This is a genomic window from Fluoribacter dumoffii NY 23 (assembly GCF_000236165.1).
GTDB classification, from domain to species: Bacteria; Pseudomonadota; Gammaproteobacteria; order Legionellales; family Legionellaceae; genus Legionella; species Legionella dumoffii.
The window spans coordinates 1,894,175-1,912,926 of sequence record NZ_CM001373.1; the positions used below are offsets into that span (position 1 = coordinate 1,894,175).

Sequence of the window (18,752 nt, forward strand, 5' to 3'; positions counted from 1 at the left end):
TTTTTAGTCCAAACATTATTTTTTCATCTTTCTGGCCATTACCTGATCGAAAATAATTCTTTTTTCCGGAGGCAAAGCCGCCCGCCGTAAAGCCATCATTTCTTCCACCGGACCTTGGACACAATCGGGGGTGAGTCGATCCAAAATTAAAAAGCCATTTAAGTGATCAATTTCATGCTGTAGAACCCGGGCATAAAATCCTTCTTCCTGTTGTTGATGAAACGTCCCAGACTCGTCATAGTAGCTGACAATGATCTGTTCATAACGGGGAACTTTTCCGGATTTACTGGAAACCGAGTAACATCCTTCGAAATCATAGTGCTGCCCAGAATTTGCCACTGGTTCGAAACTCGGATTAATCATAATGTGCATGGGATAGAATTGGTTAACATTATCCCGCAGTAATCCCGCCTCCTCAGGGATATACACGGCAATGATACGTCGTGAAAAATTAACCTGAGGTGCAGCCAGACCAACTCCCCCTAATTGCTGTAATTTACTTTTCATGGCAGCAATCAAATTTTTATCTTCTTCACTTAAGGGAAAGGAAACTTCATGGGCTTTATTTTTTAAAACATGGATGTATTGAGGTTGTTCTATGGTAACTATGTCCATCGCCATACTCGCTGAGCTCCCTATCAAGAAAAAGATTAATATCGAATTTAAAAAACTGTTCATCTGTTTTAGTTGGTTTTTTTCATATTTGCCATTTGTACTGCAAAATAGTCCTCAGCTTGGTAAATATGCTCCTCATCTATGCCTACCCGCAGTGCTTCAACCAAATCCGCTTGATGCTGGCTAATAACCCGCAGTTCACAAGCAGGAGTTTCTTTTAATTGTTTGGTAACTAAATAATTCAGTAAAGACGTTGTTGAACCGGGGTTCACCTTTTGCATTTCTTCTTGTGTTTTATAGAGTTGATAGCGATAAGACAAACAAAGAAACATGCCGGGTGCAATTTCTACAGGGGTTTTATCTTCTCTAATGCTTACGTCCACCTCCTGATAAAAAGGAATCGAGGGATATTCTTTTCGCAGCATCCGGAGAATCTGTAACACATGCAACTCATTAGTATTCGCTATAAAATAAATGGAATCCATTTGAGGCTGTGAGTCTGCTTCTTTTTGAGAAACCCCTTCTTTGGGATCCATGTGCTGCGCTTCACGAATCAGAGCAGGAAGATGTTCTGCTTTTGCCCTATCCCAACCAATTTGGGAATTCCATGCATTCTCCAAGAGCATCAGCGCAAAAGTTTGGGAATACATGTGTTTGCTCTTTAACTCTTCCATCTCACCAAGCTCGGGAGCTGCATTCTTAAGGAAGGAAAAAATTTGCAATAAACGCTCGAGAAACTGTTCTGTACTGAGTTTACCCAGTCGATAAGGCTGAATTAATTTGGAATCATTTACGGTGAAATGGTACATAAGCCAGGCATAATTTGTCCAGGACTGAAAAAAACTGGAGCAGGAACTGAAATAACCTGTGGAATAGTAATTGCAAAGCTCTTCAAATGATTGAATGCATGTATTTATCGGATGTACTGCATGAATAGAGGATAAACTAACAATGAGCGGCATGATGACAGTAACCTGTTATGTTTTTGCGCGATTTTATCTTAAATATCAAGGTGATTCAAACTAAGGACTTCACCAGTTTTGAAACATTCCGGATGACTTGTCCTCAGAAAATCCTATAAACACTTCATCAGGATTATGATAGAATTTCCTTTTTCCGTTAGCTCTTTTTATGGTTCCTACAATTCATTTGCGACAATTAGAGAAGCTTGATGAAGCTCCATTTCTTCAAACCATGCAAGAAAGCAAGGCATTTCACTCCCCTTTTGTTAAAGCACCTCAAACTCCTGAGGAATTCCAAATTTATTTAAAGAAGTCGCAGCAAGACAATTGCCGGTGTTTTTTAGCCTTAAATCGAAATGAGGAAATTATCGGGGTATTTAATATTAGTGAAATAGTCCGCGGAGTATTTCAAAGTGCTTACCTGGGCTATTTTGCATCAGTTAAATATGCAGGTCAGGGTTTAATGAGTCAGGCATTAAAACTGGTGTTAAAAGAAATTTTTTTAACCTTGAAACTGCATCGGATTGAAGCAAACATCCAGCCTACTAATAGTTCATCCCTCTATTTAGCGAGCCAAAATGGATTTCTTAAAGAAGGATTCTCCCGTCGCTATCTCAATATAAATGGCATATGGTGTGATCATTTGCGTTTCGCGCTAACCTATGAGGATTGGTTAGCGATGCAATAAAGCCTGGGGCAGGCACGGGTTGCAGCTATAGTCTCTGTCAGGAAAGCTCCAAAATATTACCAAGCCCGGGCCAGTAATTGCCTGTAGCCGGTTACCGCTTTATCAGCAATTAAAAATTCCTGCCGGTCATAGGTGGTCATCAAACCAATTACCTGCATTCCTGCAGCTTTCGCTGCCTTTACCCCATGAAGCGTATCCTCAATGACCAAACACCGTCCCGGGGCTATGTTTAAACGCTGGGCGGTTAATAAATACCCTTCGGGTGAGGGTTTTCCAACCTGTACATCATCCGCGGTGACAATGGTATCAAAATAAGCGTGTAATTTACCCTTCCTGGCCTTGGAGAGCACTGCCGTTATTTCACCCCGGGTTGAGCCGCTGCAAATGGCGATTTTATTTACCTTGGGAGCCATTTTAAAAATAAATTGTTCGAAATCAGTCACCAGGGGCAATGAATCAGACGTATTGATAATATGTGTATAAGCTTCTATTTTCTGCTCAATCAGCTGTTGCACTTCAGCTTCGGAATAATCCAATCCCTTATTACGCAGTAGCTTTGGACAGGTTTCTTTATCGGCCAAACCCAGGCATTCCTGCTTGTACTCCGAATAACTTAGGGTAACTCCCAATGGATTGAGCACTCGGCAATAGGCTTCATAATGAAGGGGTTCGCTGTCTAAAACAACTCCGTCAAAATCAAAAATCAGTGCATCAAACATTGCATTCGATCCCCTTTATCAGTCTACTCTCTTGATAATTTAGCATTTATTGCATCAGCACGTAAATCGAATCGGAATCCGTTTTAAATTAAAATCAGCTTTTATTCATTAAAGGCCTGTATTCAGGAATCTGAGATTCGCTACAGGGAGTTTTTGCCACACATTCTGCTGCTTCGGGTATGGCCTCTGCAATCGCTTTATGGTCTAGCGAGCTTCCAAGTTGGGACATTGCCCTGGATATATCCGGAAGAACTTCCCCGGTAGCGGGAAGAGTCGCATTTGCTGATTTTTTTGAAATTGGAACACAGGAAGCTCCTGTATACTTAGCTTTTATTGTTCCATTTTTCTGACTGATAACCAAAACATAGGGCGGGCTGTGAAATGATGAAGTACCATTAACAACTGTCTTGTATATCCTACGGGTTTCTCCATAGTCAAAATCAGATTTGATATTAAAAACATCTTCAAAAAAAGCCCGGAAATTCTTCCCATGGCCAAAGAACCACCCATCTTGATGATCCAGCCTTTCGATTACCGCCCTGGTTTCATTTATTTTGCTGCCCTGGAAATTTAGACTCTGCACCACATCCGGCTTATCGTCGTCTGAAAGAATTTCATTGCCATGCTGCTGAATTTTTTCCGCTGCACGCCTTCTTTTTTCATAAAGCTTACTGAAGTCTTGATCACTGTACATCCATAGGGAAAGCTTTAAAAGCAGTTTCTTAATAGGCGAGGTCCAAAAAGAAAGCTGATTATATAAGGTCTGCATATCTGCCAAGGAACGAACATCATAACCAGAAGGGGCAATACTAATTTCTGTTAAACAAGGTAATACCCTTATATCAGCATTCCTGATTTCCCTGGGGAGCACCAAACTTGCAGTTTGCATCGCTCGATTCATAGGAGATACAGCAATTAATGGGGTTTGATTGTGGAGTGGATAAAATAATAATGCCCCGCTCAATTGATTGGTTGTGGCCATATTTTGCTCAGCAGCTTCTGAAATGGCTGTATTAGGGCTTAAACCCAATTTTTTTTGTCCCAAAAGACGGCATTCGCCATGACGGCTGAATAAGATATGGGCAATAATGTCCAAGCCTCTGGCCTTAAGGTACAGTCTGTCTGTTTCCTGAATTTTGGCTAAAAGGTTACGGGCCTCTTCATCCCGTGAATGGTTTAATTGATAAACCAGAGAATTAATTTCTCTTAAATATTCTCTCTCCAGAGATTGATAAAGTAACTCAGGATTGTTGTATTGATGGGGGTGAGCTAACTCATTTTGCATAATTTTTACTATTTCATAAAACAACATTCAAGTTCCATTAAATTAAAATCGTACAATATAACACTGAAGTAGAATATTTACTCATAAGATCGAAAGAGTGCACTGATCCGCATTTAAAACTGCCTCTTTTCCCAGAGGTAACACGCAGCGTCGAGTAACATGGCCATAAGGAAAATTTTTAATACATGGTACTTTGATTTTTAAAGACCACTCTTCAATCACATCCTCTACCGTCCCGTCCCGTTTGGGAAAATATTTTGCAGTACACCGTGCAAATTGGCCAAAAATCACTCCACCAACTTCTGCAAACACGCCAGCCAAATCCAGTTGAGAGAGACGGCTATCCACTTGGTAAGGTTCGGCACCAACATCTTCCAGTAATAAAATACAGTTTCTCACCTCAGGTTGGTACGGGGTGCCCATTAATGAAACCCAGGATTCCAAATTTCCACCGACTAGCCTACCTTGAATTATTCCGGGTTGCATGGTTTGCCCCTTTTTGATTTGAAAGGGCTCACCCTTAAGGCATGTCCAAAGTGTTTTTTCAATTAAGGAGTCAAGTTGACCTGTTGCCAAATCACCAAATACGAAACCCGTGCAAGAGATCATACCGGCATTTTTTAATAATGCAGCTTGCAAGGCAGTTGTATCGCTAAACCCACTCAAATATTTGGGCCGGGAACGGATAAGCCCATAATCCAGAAGGGGCAACAACCGCTGTGATCCATATCCTCCCCCCATAGCCATAATCATTTTGACTTCGTCATCCCTAAAAAAATCCATGAGATCTTTGGCGCGGTATTCATCGTCTCCCGCTAAAAACCGGTCAACGGCATTTACGTGCACCCCTAATCTAATCTGGAATCCTTTTTGCTGCAAATAGGAAACCCCAATTTCCAGTAAACCAGGGATCATGGGACTTGATGGAGTAACCAGCCCGATAGTATCCCCAGGTTTTACTGGATCTGGATAGAGGTAGTGCATCCTTATTCTCCAAATGGCTTTTCTATTAGGGCGTGGACTTTGTGATCCTTTAAAAATGGTTCAAGAAAGATCCTGTTGATTACATATTAAACTAATCCTATAATAACTTCCGATATCTTACCCAAGCCAAATTATTTACTTTATTTAATAATTATTGCACTTTATAAGGATTTGTCATTCGTGTCTGTCCCTACGACAATAGAATCGAGGAAAAAAGCGCTTGAACAAGAGAATTTTTATGCCCCTACATCCCTTCAACGGCTAAAAAATGTTGGCCACATTCTTTTATTCATACCCACGCAATTCTTCATGGCATGTGGAGTTTTTCCTGCGCAAACACTCAGCACCTTAAGAAAACTACCAGGACTCAAATCGATAGTCGGCTTTATTGCACGGAAAACAGGGAAAGACTCTCGAACCGCGCTAGAAATTTTCAATGAGGATTTTCAAGACGCACCAAAAAAAGGCATTGAGGATTCCAGTTGGCTAAATTGGTTCACAAAAAATCCCAAAATAAAGAGATTCGAACAGGCCTCACAATTAGACTCGCAATATATCCAAACTGCTTATCAAACTGATTTTGGAAGAAACTCCACTCTCGAAACATTTGTTTTTACAAGCAAGCACTTTGATACAATAGCTGCTGAAGATCGATATTACCGCATCCATTGTTCCGGTAATTCAGGAAATTGCGGACGTTTTTTTGGTGAATTGGCGCAATTGAGTGTCAATCATCCTGAGTTAAAAACAATAACCTACAATCATCCTGGTATAGAGGGAAGCGGCAGTATTACCATGACTGAAGATGATTTGGTTAATGCCCTTTTCGCCCAGGTAATTGCATTACTTAAACAAGGGGTAGACCCTGCTCACATAGAATTGTCCGGATTTTCAATCGGTGCAGCCACTGCCGCCCAAACCGCCAAAAAATTACAAGATTATCGTTCTGAAAATTATCCTGAGGGCATTCAGGTCAATCTTTTTTGCGACCGAACCTTAAGCAATATGTCTCAGGTGGTCACTGACAAATTACCTCTTTTGGGAACATTATTTAATTACAGTAAATTAATTCCTGGAATTAAAGAAACAGTTCATTATTTAATTCAACCTTTGGTTAGGATTCTGGTGATTACGCCTTTGCTTTATTTAATCCATTGGAATATGAATCCTGCAGCTGCATACAAAGAAATACCCGCTGAACGTAAAGCATTAACTGTTGTAAAACCTCAAACCGCAGGCACAAGCGACGGAAGAGGCCGGCAATTGTTAAAATATCTTGGTATGTTTACTGGATTCTTTAAAAAAGGAAATGGTGACAAGACGATTGCCATGCATGTTTCCCTGCTTTCAGGAACTGAAACTGATGCCGACAGAGCGGTCTGGAAACATAATTTATCCAGTTATGCAGGAAATCAGGATAAGGAGTTGCTGACTCGTTTAAAACAATCAGCACCCAATGCTATTGCAGCCAATGCCTTGTTCAGATTAGGAAATACAGAAGCATCCCCTGAGAAAAAACAACAATTAATTCATCTGGCCCAGTTTGCTCACAAAGGAAGGCGCCTGCAAGGTACTCTCCAGTCCGATGCTCATAATGTGACTGCTGATCTGATCGAAATGCGTGACATTCGCAAAGACCCCGAGGGGCAAACTCGTACTGATGCTATTAAAGCGTCCCGTTTGCCCGGCAATTCACCAAATACTTTACTCACCTACTATTCTATGTTTCATCAGGCAATTAAAAGTAATCATAAATTGATAGAGCACGCGTCGCATGAGCCAACTCCTCAATTGCCAGGTATTTAATTTGAAACAGACCAGGACATTTTAATTCGCTTCTGGTTATGGAAAGCCCCAATTTCAGGTTTACCTCTTAGAACTTGACAAAGCAAGAAGATGAACCAGAATTTAAGAACTATAAAAGGAATTATTTTGTTTATGAAAAAACAACCTTATTCCCTAGCAGAGGTTTATCATCTTTTAGAGCCAGGTCCCGTGGTATTGCTTTCGACCTCTCTTAAAGAAAAGAAAAACATCATGGCCATGTCATGGCATACAATGATGGAGTTTGTACCACCCATCATTGGTTGCGTGATCAGTGAAAATAACTATTCTTTTCATCTCCTGAAGACCTCCCGGGAATGCGTTATCAACATTCCAACAGTGAATTTAATAGAACAGGTGGTTGCCTGCGGTAACACCTCCGGGAAGGAAATTGACAAATTTAAAACCTTTCATCTCACCCCAGCTGCATCATCACAAGTACATGCACCCTCTATTGATGAATGTTCTGCTCATCTTGAATGCAAGGTCACCGACTCCCAACTGATGAAAAAATATAATTTTTTTATTCTTGAAGTGGTAGAGGCATGGATTTCTCAAACAGATGAATACCTACAGACCATTCATCATTTAGGAAAAGGAATGTTCATGGTTCCTGGCAAGATAATCAAAACACAATCGAAAATGAAATAGTCGACAGGAAACGGAATTTATTACTCTTTCGGGAAGAGGGTAACTGATTAAATGGAGAAACTTATGGCTACTTCAAAAAAAACCAGAGAAGAAAAGACGCAAATGAGCGAAATTGATGCAATTTATAACCGTCGCGCTGTCCGTAATTACACCTCGCAGAAATTGGATAAATCAGTTATCCATTCATTGCTTGATGCTGCAGTTCAAGCACCTACTGCCATGCATGAGGAACCCTGGTCTTTTGTTGTAATTCAAGATCAGGATATGCTAAATCGTTTATCTAACAGTGTGAAAGCCTTGATTTATACTGAGGCCCATAATTATCCGAAAACGCAAATGAAGCATTTACAAGACCTGGTAAACAATCCGGATTTCCATGCCTTTTATAATGCAAATACCCTCATTGTGATTTACAGTAAATATCATGGTCCTTTTGTTGCCGCAGATTGCTGGTTAGCTGCGGAAAACCTGATGCTAACGGCTTGTGCCCAAGGGCTTGGAACCTGTGTTATTGGTCTTGCTGTTTCAGCGCTAAATACACCCGAGTGGAAAACGAAACTGGATCTCCCCTCTGATATCACCGCAATTGCACCGATTATTGTAGGAATTCCAGCAAGCGCCCCCCCTGCGGTACCCCGCAAGGCACCAGAAATCCTGGTGTGGAAATAAAGTAATGAACAAGGGGCGGTATCTGGATTCATCAATAAAATTTAGCGAAGCCCCTGAGCTCTTATGCTGCATAAAAGGAGAACTCCTGTTCTGCAAGAATTGATTTGCGCAGCCCAGCATCCACTTATTGCATCTGCACTTCCTCTTCGGTTGTCTTTTCCTTATACAGAGTGATGCCTCTAGTTAATTTCCTTTACTTGTTGATTTTTATGACAAATTCATTCCATTTAATATTGTTCTTCCAGAATAGTTCAGACATAATTTAAGTAAAAGGACTATGCCAAATAGTTTACAATGAAAAATGACCTTCATCTCATCATCCCCAAAAAGTAGGTCGTGGAAAGTTAATGTATCAGTTTTAAGGCATGAGCACTTGATAAGAAAATAAATGACTGTTAAGAAGAAAAATTGTGCACCACCTAAGGGCAGTTTCGGAAAGGACTTTTTTTATGCTATGGAAAGGAATACTGCGTTGTTGTTTTAGTTTCGTAATCCTGTTGGCCGCATCATCGGCCCTGGCTTACGACGAGCCGGTGGTGAATCTGGGTTATACCAGTTTTTATGATGGTAGCCCACCTTCAGGACCTGGTTTTTACTTCCAGGATTATTTTCAATACTATACGTCCAATCGCTTTAACGATAAAAATGGCAACAGAATTGCTTTGCCCCGCACTGATCTGGATGTTGTTGCCAATGTTACCCAGTTTATTTATGTAACCACCAAAAAAGTATTCGGGGCTAATCTGGGTTTTTCCGCGCTCTTGCCCTGGGTAGTCAATGCCAGCGTCAATGATGGCTTGGGAAATACAGTCCTGAAAGCTGAAAATGGTCCTGGTGATTTGTGGGTCGGCCCTGCCCTGCAGTTTGAGCCGATAATGCGGAAAGATGGCAAAGGACCCTTATTTGTTTCACGCATCGAACTGGATGTGATTGCACCAATTGGACGATACAGCAGTATCAATGCCATCAATCCCAGCAGCCATTTCTGGTCTTTAAATCCCTACTGGGCATTTACCTTTTGGATGACACCCAAATTGTCCACGGCGGCACGATTTCATTATCTTTGGAATGGAGTGAATCATAGCCCTAATGTTTCCTTTGGACCCAATGCTCACACTACCCAGGCAGGACAGGCTGTCTTTGCAGATATTGCTGTAGGTTATGCCATAGTAGAAAAACTTACTGTCGGTGTAAATGGCTACTTTTTCAATCAAATTACCGACACACTCGTGAATGGGGTTGGGGTTCCTGACCGCAAGGAAAGTGTGTGGGCAATTGGCCCAGGAATGGTATATAGCCTTAACAAAAATCATTTTGTCTTTTTAAATGTCTATTCCGAGCAAGACGCTAAAAATCGCGCCCAAGGCACCAATGGAATTTTGCGGTTCGTAGCTCATTTTTAAATAAGCCACTGAGTATACCCGCCCGCGACTTGCAACGTGACGACGGTCCCCGCCTACGTGCCACAACCTGGTTCGTGTCGACCTCCGCCGCCTACGTGCCGCGACTTGTTCGCGGCATCCAACTAATCCTCCTCCAATGGCAACTTTCCACACAAAAACACACTAACAAACTTCTTTTTACCGGTACCTGGCTGAAAAAAAAATCTCTACTCTTAATTGATTTTGTTTGCCCGCTTTATATAATCCCTCGTATTTTTTCAATTTCAGAAAGGAATTAATATTGAAAGTCGCTATTATCGGTGGTTCTATTGCAGGTTGCGCTTTGGCTTTATTGTTAAAAAACCGATTTCAAATCACCATTTTTGAGCGAGCCCATGATTTAAAATCTCGCGGAGCAGGCATAACGCTTTCAATAGAACTGTTGAATACTTTAATTGCCAAAAATCTTATTGATCCCGACACCTTAGCTCACCAATTCACTAGCCGCAGTTTTTATTCCACCTCCGAAAACGAGCCGGTTTACGGTAAGTTCTTATGGGAACAAGAGATTTCCATGGCCAGCTTACACTGGGATACTTTATTTACCAATTTCAGAAAAAGAATACCCGACTCAATATACCGCCATGGGATGAAAGTCATTGATGTTCAGATTAAAGATAGAACTGGCCTGATTACTTTGGAGTCTGGTGAAACGCAGCTTTTTGATTTGATTGTATTTGCTGATGGGGTCCAATCTATAGGAAGAAGGTTAATCTCCAATGTACAGCCAGAATACTCAGGTTATATCGCCTGGCGCGGTACAGTGGAATTTGAGCAGCTTAAAAATAAAAACATTTTCCGTAATCAGGTCCCTTACTACTGTTATGATAAAGGACACCTGTTAACTTATCCGGTATACCACCATCAGACGAATAAATTGAACTGGGTTTTTTATGAAAAATTAGCGCTTGCCGATCTGGAAAATCTGGGTTCGACTTCTTTAAGCAATTTTTCTATTAAAGCCAAAAACCATCTATATCAATTAGCTCAAGAAAAATTGCCCGAGGTCGCGGCCCAAGTCATCTTTGATACCCCCGCACCCTTTATGCAGAAAATTGTGGATGTGTGCGTCCATAGACTTGTAACTCCAGGTGCTCTGTTGTTGGGAGATGCAAGCGCCGTATTACGTCCACATGTAGGAAATGGGGCTTCCTTGGCAATCCAGGATGCACTCACCCTCAATGCACACTTCGAACAATATGAAGACTTCCAGGAGGCTGTTTTTGCATGGGAAAAAGACTCCCTTCCCAAGCGTCTTGCTATGTATGATTTATCAAAACGAATGGCTGATGGCTTGGTATTACATCCTGTCCAATGGGAGCAAATGAGTGAGGCGGGGATGCAGGAGTGGTGGGAGCAAATAATTCTTGGAGAGAAATGGTATACCACTATCCACAAGAAAACCCAGGAAAATCCATCCCCCTAGAAGGAAGAGGGCGTTTTAACCTGGAATAGTTTCGGAATGAGAACGTTCTTTATCAATGGGCAACCTAGGCCGTGGAGTCTATCGCATTATCTCTGTTCCACTGGCTCCAGGTTCCAGAATATCCTTTCAAAACCTGTAGCGCGAACTGATAAAAACGAGATAGAAACATAATTCTCTGTTCATAATAAGGGGTGAGAAATGGTTCTGCCCTGTGGACTTCAAACAGATTATAATATGGGGGTATTGAGGCGTGACGTGCAATAATTTCTTCAAAACTTACTTTATCGGCATTTTTTAACATGTCATACATCACAAAAAAACTTGTAGTCCGCCCCTTGCCGCCCCGGCAATGAATATGAAGCCAGGTATCTTTAGGCGCATTTTTTATCAGGGTTAGAAATGCATCCACCTCTGAATCAGAGGGAGCAGTATGATCGGTCACATAGAGACGATGATATTTAAAACCCAATCCGGATACTACTTCCTGCTCATTTTTTACCACCTTCACCCGCAGGGTTTTTCCGCTGGAATATTCCTTGGCCGCAAATTGTTGGGAGGATAAAACACCTTTAAGCTTTTTTTGGTTTTTTAAGGATTGAAGCCAATTTTCCTGGTCTGCAAGACTCTGGGCATTAGTTTTCCCACGATTTATCCAATCGTATTCACTCACTAGGGTAATCGCCCTTCCATTAATATAGCCGTGACTTTCCTGACGTAAATCAACTACCAATACTTTTTTGCCTCCACGTCTGGCAATATACTCAGCAATCTCCTTCCATCCCTTTTCACTGGGCTCCTCACTGCCAGAAATAGTTAACTCGGCAATACCTTGTATATTTCCTGGATAAGCAGAGGCAATCATCGCTGCCTCTCGCAACCATTTTAGTGGGGAGGAAGAATATTCGCTGTCTGTTACAATGCAAGGATGGGAAAGACTGCCATCACAAACCTTTGTATTTGTTTGTGCGAAAAGAAATCCCGGGTTCAATGAGACCATGAAAAAAGTTACAAGAATATGTTTCAAATGGGTCATCCATAACCTCTTAATAGAAAAAGCATAATCCATTCTATGTTAATTTTTTTTCCTACTGCAAGACACTTGAGACAAAGTTACAAAAAATTTTACCCGTAATAATTCTGCTGAGATACACGTGGATCGCAGCAGAATCTTAAAGTTTATCTTCTTTTTTGAATATCCATCCATTTTTTATACAATCTTTGCCAAGCCTGCTGCTGGTCAGGATTTGCCCAGTCATAGCCGATGAGTTCCCAATCCGGATCCTCGGGGTTCAACCCCAGGTTGCGAATGTAATGCGCATCACAAATAAAAAATTGTTTTTTAAATGGCAATAAGAACCCTCGCTGTGCACGCTGGTATGATTTGGCTTCTGCGTAATTGGCAAACCAATGATTCAGAAATCCGCCCCGAATAAATGGCAATTGGCATTTCAACTCGCTCCATGAAGCAAAACCTTTTCCCACCGCAACTACTGTAAGTGCATGTTTACGCTTTATATTCGCCTGAATTATTTCCGTAAGGGTAAAATTTGCAAATTCCGGCAAATTTTGCAGGCGCTTCGCCGCTTTCAGTGCTGTTTCAGCATGCGTGGAATATAAGGATTTTAGCAAAATAGACGCTTGAATTTTATATTCTTCAACGCGGAATGAATGGTGTTGGTTATTCATGTAATTCCCCTTTGTTATCTGCCAGACACCCACTTTTCCAGCAACAAAAAGGTTTATGAATAAATAAACTTACTCTAAACAGGGTGAGATCCTCTTTCGTGGGTATAGGCGTCCCATAAAGCCTGCAGGGAATACTAATCCAGGAAAGGGTATTTGTAAATATTTTACTCAGAAAAATAGGGAAGCAACTTATTGAGGCATCTTTTTATGTACCATGCGCACAATAAGAATTAATAAAATGGATGACCTCCCGGGCAAAAAGTGGGCTCCATAAGTTTTGATGTCCTTTATCCGGAAATTCAATCCATTTTTTAGGTTGGTTGGCACGCTCAAAAAGGACAAGTCCTTGTTGATAAGGCACAATATTATCCAGCTTGCCATGCAGCATTAAAACAGGAGCGTGAATTTTTTGAATACGAGAGAGAGAATCATACTTATCCCTCAAAGGCATAAATATCCAGGGATAGTGAAATCGTGCCAAAGCGGTGAATGATGTGTACGGCGATTGCAAAACCAAAGCACATACAGAATATTCGGTAGCTATTTGTATAGCGACTCCGGTCCCTAATGATTCCCCATAGAGTACTGTATGATTTGCCGGGATGCCTTGTTGTTGCAAAAACTTAATAGCCGCTCGGGCATCCTCATACAGCCCTGATTCAGTGGGCTTGCCGGGATTTCCACCATATCCCCGATACTCTAGCAATAATACGCCTAAACCCTCTGCCAACAACTGTCGAACCAGATACATCCGATACCCGATATGCCCTGCATTGCCATGCAAATAGACAATCGTCGGTTTTGTGCCATTAGATGGTTTATACCAGGAATTTAAAGTCAATCCATCTGCAGTAGAAAGTTTGATGACCCGCATATCTTCTGCTTGAAAAACTTTCAGGTTCGGCTGCTCAGGAGAGGGAAAATAAATGAAATAACGTTGAAATGAGTAAGACAATGAAACAATTAGAATAATAATAAAAAAAATCAAGAGTAATTGTTTCAACATCATCTCATTTCGTCTTTCTTAGCATTATGGTAAAAAGGGGTAGTCTGTATAACCTTTTTCCCCCCCGCCGTATAAAGTTGCCCGGTCTAATTCATTCAAGGGAGCGTTCTTTTCAAATCGTGTGACCAGATCAGGGTTGGAAATGAAGTATCTCCCAAAAGCAATTAAATCAGCATAACCACTTGAAACCGCTTCTGCTGCCATTTCCAAAGTATAGCCATTATTTACCATCCAGGGACCAGCAAACTCTTTACGTAAGGCATGGAAATCAAAACCGTAAAACTCTCGGGGTCCTTGAGTTTCTCCTTCAATAACATGAATATAAGCCAAGTTAAATCGGTTCAATTCCTGTACAAGCGGAAAAAATACAGCGGAGGGTGATGTTTCTGTAATTCCATTAGCATGACTTACTGGAGCAATACGAATTCCTGTTCGGTGTGCACCAATTTCAGATACAATTGCCTCTGCCACTTCCAATGCAAAACGTAACCGGTTTGCAACCGGGCCACCATATTGATCACTGCGGTGATTTGTACCGTCACACAAGAATTGATGAATAAGATAGCCGTTGGCAGCGTGAATTTCAACTCCGTCAAATCCGGCTAAAATTGCGTTCCTGGCAGCCACCCGATAATCTTCAATAATTCCAGGGATTTCCCCAATCTTTAATGCACGCGGTGTTCCCACTTCGACAAAAGTCCCATTTTCGATAAAAGTGCGTTGGCCAGTTGCTGCAATAGCAGAAGGGGCAACCGGAGCAGTCCCCCCTGGTTGCAGCGAAGAATGTGAAATTCGCCCTACGTGCCAAAGCTGTAAATAAATTGCCCCCCCTTTTGCATGCACCGCATCCGTTACCAATTTCCACCCGGCAATTTGTTCTGCAGAGTAAATTCCCGGTGTCCAGGCATAGCCTTTTCCAGTAGGCGAAATTTGTGTTGCCTCAGCTATAATTAAGCCTGCATCTGCACGTTGGGCATAATATTCTGCATTAAGTTCCGAAGGGGTATCCATTCCATGAAGTGAACGGTTTCGCGTCAGGGGCGCCATGACAATACGGTTTTTTAACGTGAGTCCACTTAGATTAAACGGGGTAAACAAAATGTCATGATTCATGGTTTTCTTGCCTCGTGCAGTGTTACTAAAAATCCATTTTATATTTTGGGACTGGCTCTTAATTTATTCCTCCACAACGATTCCATTGTGTTGAGCAATATAAGGTTAAAAAATCTTGGTTTTTAACTTTGCATGAAAGAATTATTTAGATGAAACAATCAAAAATCAAAAAAGCAAATTCATCTTATAATAAAATTTACTTTGCTACAAAGCCTATTTCTATTGACACGTTCAAACATGAAAGATATGTTTTGCGCACTTTGACTATAATTAATCTCTTGAAATGAAAAATAATAAATTTGATTCAAATTTAGAACAAAATGACTCCATGCAAATTGACACTAAGGAAGAAGCTATAAATCAGGAATTGAAAGAAACGGAGCACACAAAGCGAAAACAAGCGACTGATGAGGATAGCGGTAGAAAAAGTAGAAAAAAAGGAAAAAAACAAACAGTTGAAAAAAATGACCATTTTACAACGGACTCAATGTCAGTTAAAAAATTAAGAAAACAATCCTTTCCCATCCTAGAAGCTTATTATAAAACTCACCTGCTTAATCATGAACAAGTAAAACAAAAGCTTGAGGAACTTAGAGACCAGACAAAAAATCCTCTTGAATTTTTATTATTATTCAAATTCGATTTTTTTAAAAATATTAATCATAAAACAGATCCTGTATTTCAGTGGTTTCTTGATGAACTGGAGCGATGTATTGAAGACCTGCCAAAGTACCAACCGCGAAGAAAAGGCTCTACGAATGAAGCCATGGTTTTAGTTAAATCGGTATGCGCTAATGAAGCACTTTTGGCTGAAGTATTACGAAGAGATAAAATAAAAGCGGTTATTTGTAAGTATTACATTTTTGTGATTATCCATCACCTCTTCGATGTAGAAAAAATAACAGCCAATCCCCTCGAACTTCTTCACACCTATTTTTCAGACATCATAGAACACGTAAAGACTAATCCCATACAGGTTAATGAAAATGGGGACTACAAGAACTTACTTGACCTTTTTTTGCATCCTCAATACGCAAAATATCTGTTAGCTCTTTGGAAAGAAGGTTTTAGACCTTTCTCCCAACAAAGATTTAATGAGTTACTTTTCTCCTTTTATATCGATCAGGAAATTGGGGAATTTAGCCTGGATATAACCCAGTTATATACCATTGTGACTCGGGATGGTGCTTTTCAAGACTTTTTAGTTTTTTCTGAGGAGGTGGATCCATTTTTCCTGTTCCTGGAAAACCCTCTTATCGACGTCAATCTATTTAAAGAGCTTCTGAAAAAAATCCCTAAAGGATGTGATTATGAGTTATTACTTCAGGATGCATTATCCCAAAATAAATACAATACTTACATTGTCTCTCACAGAGAGGAGCAATCTGAAAAATATTTGAATTTAATCAACAAGATAATTTTCTGCTTATCGGAGCTTCCTGCAGAGATGCCTTGGGAATCAAGCCCAACTTTCCAAAATAAAACCCAATCTGATCTGCAGATACTCATGACAGCAGGGCTAAGTGCAAGCATCGCTTCCTCGATTAATACGCAAGTCATAATTCCTGAAACTACTTTAGCTAATGAAGTTTTATTTTTTGGATTGAAATTACTCTTCAAGGACGCCAAAAGGCTGGATGAATCCCTAAAAAAACTGATCCACATTCTTAAAGAAAAAAATGTGAATCAATCCGAATTATTAAATTTATTTTTATATTTTTATTTAACAAATAATCATCAACTGCATAAGAATAATTTATTTAATGAGCTCTTGCAGGAACTAACCCTGGATATTCCGTCTCATGAAATGATTCAAGTAATAAGTAAATATATATCTTTACTGAATGTGTTGCATGCAAAGGTGAAAGAGTTTCAACCCCAGCAAGGTTTAGCTTGGCGCCAGGCAATTCCAGAATTCATGCTGTTTTTAACTAGAACAATTTCGCTTAATTCAGCAAAACAAACTGCAATTCATTTAAAAGTGCCTCTGGCCTTATGTAATTTATTAATTGTGCAGGTGAAGTTACAGTGTCCATCTGATGACCAAAAAGGGATATTCATGCCTGATCTGGAAAAAGTGATGATTTATTTCTTTAGGCATATTCAAGAAATTCGCGATGAAAAGCTCGATGCCAAAATTCTGATGACATTCGCTCTGCATATGATTAATTCAAATAAGCATACCGGAGTGCAATTATTGGAAATTATATCACAAATGTTCCCCTCATGGCTTAAATATACTTCCATAACCATTGCATTTAATGGCCGCAAACTTGACTTTTTATCTGTTTTACTCAATCAATTAAGCTCAAAAGATCATTGGGCTATAGAAAAAAATTCAGCAATTATTTCCTACTTATTGACAAAGCTAAAGGAGAAAAAAATCCCCATACCTATGGTTTTTTTGGAAAATATTGCTGAATTGCAGCTTAACTTCCAGAAAAAATCACTATTAACCCCGAAAGCTCAGGAAGCAGTAGAAATAATTGTTAATCAGTGCCTGCACCAGGTCCAAGGAACTGAACAGGAAACTCCTTTTGAAGAAATTCGTACCAAAATATTATTAAAAGCTGATTTGGATCCTACAAAGGATCCTCAAGCAATCCACACCAAGGAAAATCATCTTTATGCTGACCAAGTATATCAAGAATGGCTTCAAGCTCTGGGTACAGAAGAGGACAAAGGTGAAAAAATAACAAAAGGACTAGGTCGGTTTTTCGAATTTTTAGTTTCTGAAAAAGAAAAGCATATAACGGAATCACTTGCTTCCATACAAGATCCTGATGAGTTAAAAAAACTTGTTGCTTATATCTATGGTATTAGACGGGAAAGCGATTCAGAAGAAATCAAAGAAATCCATACAAGGATTAATACTTATAATAAGACCCTTATTTACTTAAAATCAATCCAGACAAGGGCCGTGATTCCAATTCATTCAGAAATGAAACCCGATGAAATTCGAGCTATAGAGGATGCAAAAAAGCTTCTAGGTATCATTGCAATGGTCGGATATTATTCTAATCCCTCGCTTAATCAACTTTTTATCCGTGACGGTAACGAGGCACTTCACATCTTGAAATTGGAATTATTTGATCAAATAGAGCACCCTTCATGCGACCAGGGTCCTTATATGAGATTTTTGATGGCACTCGAACCGGTGACCAACATTAAATTTCCTACCCTTCAGAGAAGAACAATTCCATTTATTGTTAAAAATTATATTAATGAATATTATCAGCAATTGCCTCCGGAAGCGAAGCAACAGTTTATTCAGGAAATATATGGGAAAATAGAGGATCTTGAAGACAATGAAACAGTGGAGATTATACCAGCCTATGCATTTGCTCCCTTAGTTGACGTATTCCTGGCGCAAAATCAAGAAAGGCTTGGCTACCTGACCCCTAAAGAAGTCCGGGATTTATTTAACCTGGAGCGCCCCAAAGAATATCACCCTGAAATTGTTAAGGATCTGAATCAGTGTCTTTTGCAAAAAAAGAGAAAAGCGAGCCCCAATACAACTAACCCGCATAGTTTCTTTGCTGCAACGCCAGCAGTTAGTGCCGATGATATGAGCCCCCCTAACCAGGGTTTGAAATCAAACTAGATTTCCCTGCATTTCAGGAAGAAATGCTAAATCAATTCCTTTCTAATGTAAACGGCTTAAAAGCCGCTTACATTAGCC

General features: G+C 40.2%; 16 protein-coding genes. 7 read left to right on the top strand and 9 right to left on the bottom strand.

Annotation, left to right across the window (positions count from 1 at the left end; translation table 11 throughout):
* Positions 1–15: 15 nt before the first annotated feature.
* Together KYQ_RS08475 and KYQ_RS08480 are read right to left on the bottom strand one after the other, a co-directional pair.
* On the bottom strand, positions 16–621 hold the full coding sequence (locus KYQ_RS08475) for a peptide deformylase (protein WP_010653001.1): 606 nt from the start codon (positions 619–621) through the stop codon (positions 16–18).
* A 62-nt stretch (positions 622–683) separates the two neighbouring features.
* Entirely contained in the window at positions 684–1,577 is an 894-nt protein-coding gene (locus KYQ_RS08480) for a hypothetical protein (protein ID WP_010653000.1), read from the bottom strand.
* 169 nt (positions 1,578–1,746) lie between these two features.
* Here KYQ_RS08480 and KYQ_RS08485 point away from each other — a divergent pair, with 169 nt between their 5' ends.
* A complete protein-coding gene (locus KYQ_RS08485) occupies positions 1,747–2,265 on the top strand; it encodes a GNAT family N-acetyltransferase (protein ID WP_010652999.1) in 519 nt (172 codons plus the stop codon).
* A gap of 56 nt (positions 2,266–2,321) precedes the next feature.
* On the opposite strand, the gene KYQ_RS08490 is transcribed toward KYQ_RS08485, so the two are convergent.
* The 3 genes from KYQ_RS08490 to KYQ_RS08500 all read right to left on the bottom strand — a co-directional run bounded on the left by KYQ_RS08490 (position 2,322) and on the right by KYQ_RS08500 (position 5,253).
* Positions 2,322–2,984 (bottom strand): HAD family hydrolase, encoded by a 663-nt coding sequence (locus KYQ_RS08490; protein ID WP_019349863.1) that lies wholly within the window; start codon positions 2,982–2,984, stop codon positions 2,322–2,324.
* Positions 2,985–3,078: 94 nt separating this feature from the next.
* On the bottom strand, positions 3,079–4,296 hold the full coding sequence (locus KYQ_RS08495; RefSeq protein WP_019349864.1) for a histidine phosphatase family protein: 1,218 nt from the start codon (positions 4,294–4,296) through the stop codon (positions 3,079–3,081).
* Positions 4,297–4,350: 54 nt separating this feature from the next.
* The gene (locus KYQ_RS08500; protein WP_010652996.1) at positions 4,351–5,253 is read right to left on the bottom strand and encodes a S66 peptidase family protein; all 903 of its coding nucleotides are present in this window, start codon (positions 5,251–5,253) and stop codon (positions 4,351–4,353) included.
* A 180-nt stretch (positions 5,254–5,433) separates the two neighbouring features.
* Between KYQ_RS08500 and KYQ_RS08505 the strand changes: the two genes are divergently transcribed.
* The 5 genes from KYQ_RS08505 (at position 5,434) to KYQ_RS08525 (ending at position 11,265) form a co-directional block, all read left to right on the top strand.
* Entirely contained in the window at positions 5,434–7,059 is a 1,626-nt protein-coding gene (locus KYQ_RS08505) for a hypothetical protein (protein ID WP_010652995.1), read from the top strand.
* Between the two features lie 132 nt (positions 7,060–7,191).
* Positions 7,192–7,728 carry a flavin reductase family protein gene (locus KYQ_RS08510; protein ID WP_010652994.1) on the top strand — a complete coding sequence of 179 codons (537 nt, stop codon included), beginning with the start codon at positions 7,192–7,194 and terminating at the stop codon, positions 7,726–7,728.
* A gap of 63 nt (positions 7,729–7,791) precedes the next feature.
* Positions 7,792–8,397 carry a nitroreductase family protein gene (locus KYQ_RS08515; protein WP_010652993.1) on the top strand — a complete coding sequence of 202 codons (606 nt, stop codon included), beginning with the start codon at positions 7,792–7,794 and terminating at the stop codon, positions 8,395–8,397.
* A gap of 449 nt (positions 8,398–8,846) precedes the next feature.
* The gene (locus tag KYQ_RS08520; RefSeq protein ID WP_019349865.1) at positions 8,847–9,800 is read left to right on the top strand and encodes a SphA family protein; all 954 of its coding nucleotides are present in this window, start codon (positions 8,847–8,849) and stop codon (positions 9,798–9,800) included.
* Between the two features lie 280 nt (positions 9,801–10,080).
* Positions 10,081–11,265 (top strand): FAD binding domain-containing protein, encoded by a 1,185-nt coding sequence (locus KYQ_RS08525; protein WP_019349866.1) that lies wholly within the window; start codon positions 10,081–10,083, stop codon positions 11,263–11,265.
* Between the two features lie 64 nt (positions 11,266–11,329).
* Here the strand turns inward: KYQ_RS08525 and KYQ_RS08530 are convergent, their stop codons facing one another.
* The 4 genes from KYQ_RS08530 to KYQ_RS08545 all read right to left on the bottom strand — a co-directional run bounded on the left by KYQ_RS08530 (position 11,330) and on the right by KYQ_RS08545 (position 15,070).
* Positions 11,330–12,298: a fused DSP-PTPase phosphatase/NAD kinase-like protein gene (locus KYQ_RS08530; protein WP_019349867.1), complete on the bottom strand. Its 969-nt coding sequence runs from the start codon at positions 12,296–12,298 to the stop codon at positions 11,330–11,332.
* A gap of 143 nt (positions 12,299–12,441) precedes the next feature.
* Complete coding sequence (locus KYQ_RS08535) at positions 12,442–12,951, bottom strand: hypothetical protein (RefSeq protein ID WP_010652989.1); 510 nt, start codon at positions 12,949–12,951, stop codon at positions 12,442–12,444.
* 205 nt (positions 12,952–13,156) lie between these two features.
* On the bottom strand, positions 13,157–13,957 hold the full coding sequence (locus tag KYQ_RS08540) for an alpha/beta hydrolase (protein ID WP_010652988.1): 801 nt from the start codon (positions 13,955–13,957) through the stop codon (positions 13,157–13,159).
* Between the two features lie 24 nt (positions 13,958–13,981).
* Positions 13,982–15,070 carry an alkene reductase gene (locus tag KYQ_RS08545; protein WP_010652987.1) on the bottom strand — a complete coding sequence of 363 codons (1,089 nt, stop codon included), beginning with the start codon at positions 15,068–15,070 and terminating at the stop codon, positions 13,982–13,984.
* Between the two features lie 283 nt (positions 15,071–15,353).
* Between KYQ_RS08545 and KYQ_RS08555 the strand changes: the two genes are divergently transcribed.
* Positions 15,354–18,674 carry a hypothetical protein gene (locus KYQ_RS08555; RefSeq protein ID WP_019349869.1) on the top strand — a complete coding sequence of 1,107 codons (3,321 nt, stop codon included), beginning with the start codon at positions 15,354–15,356 and terminating at the stop codon, positions 18,672–18,674.
* Positions 18,675–18,752 lie beyond the last annotated feature (78 nt).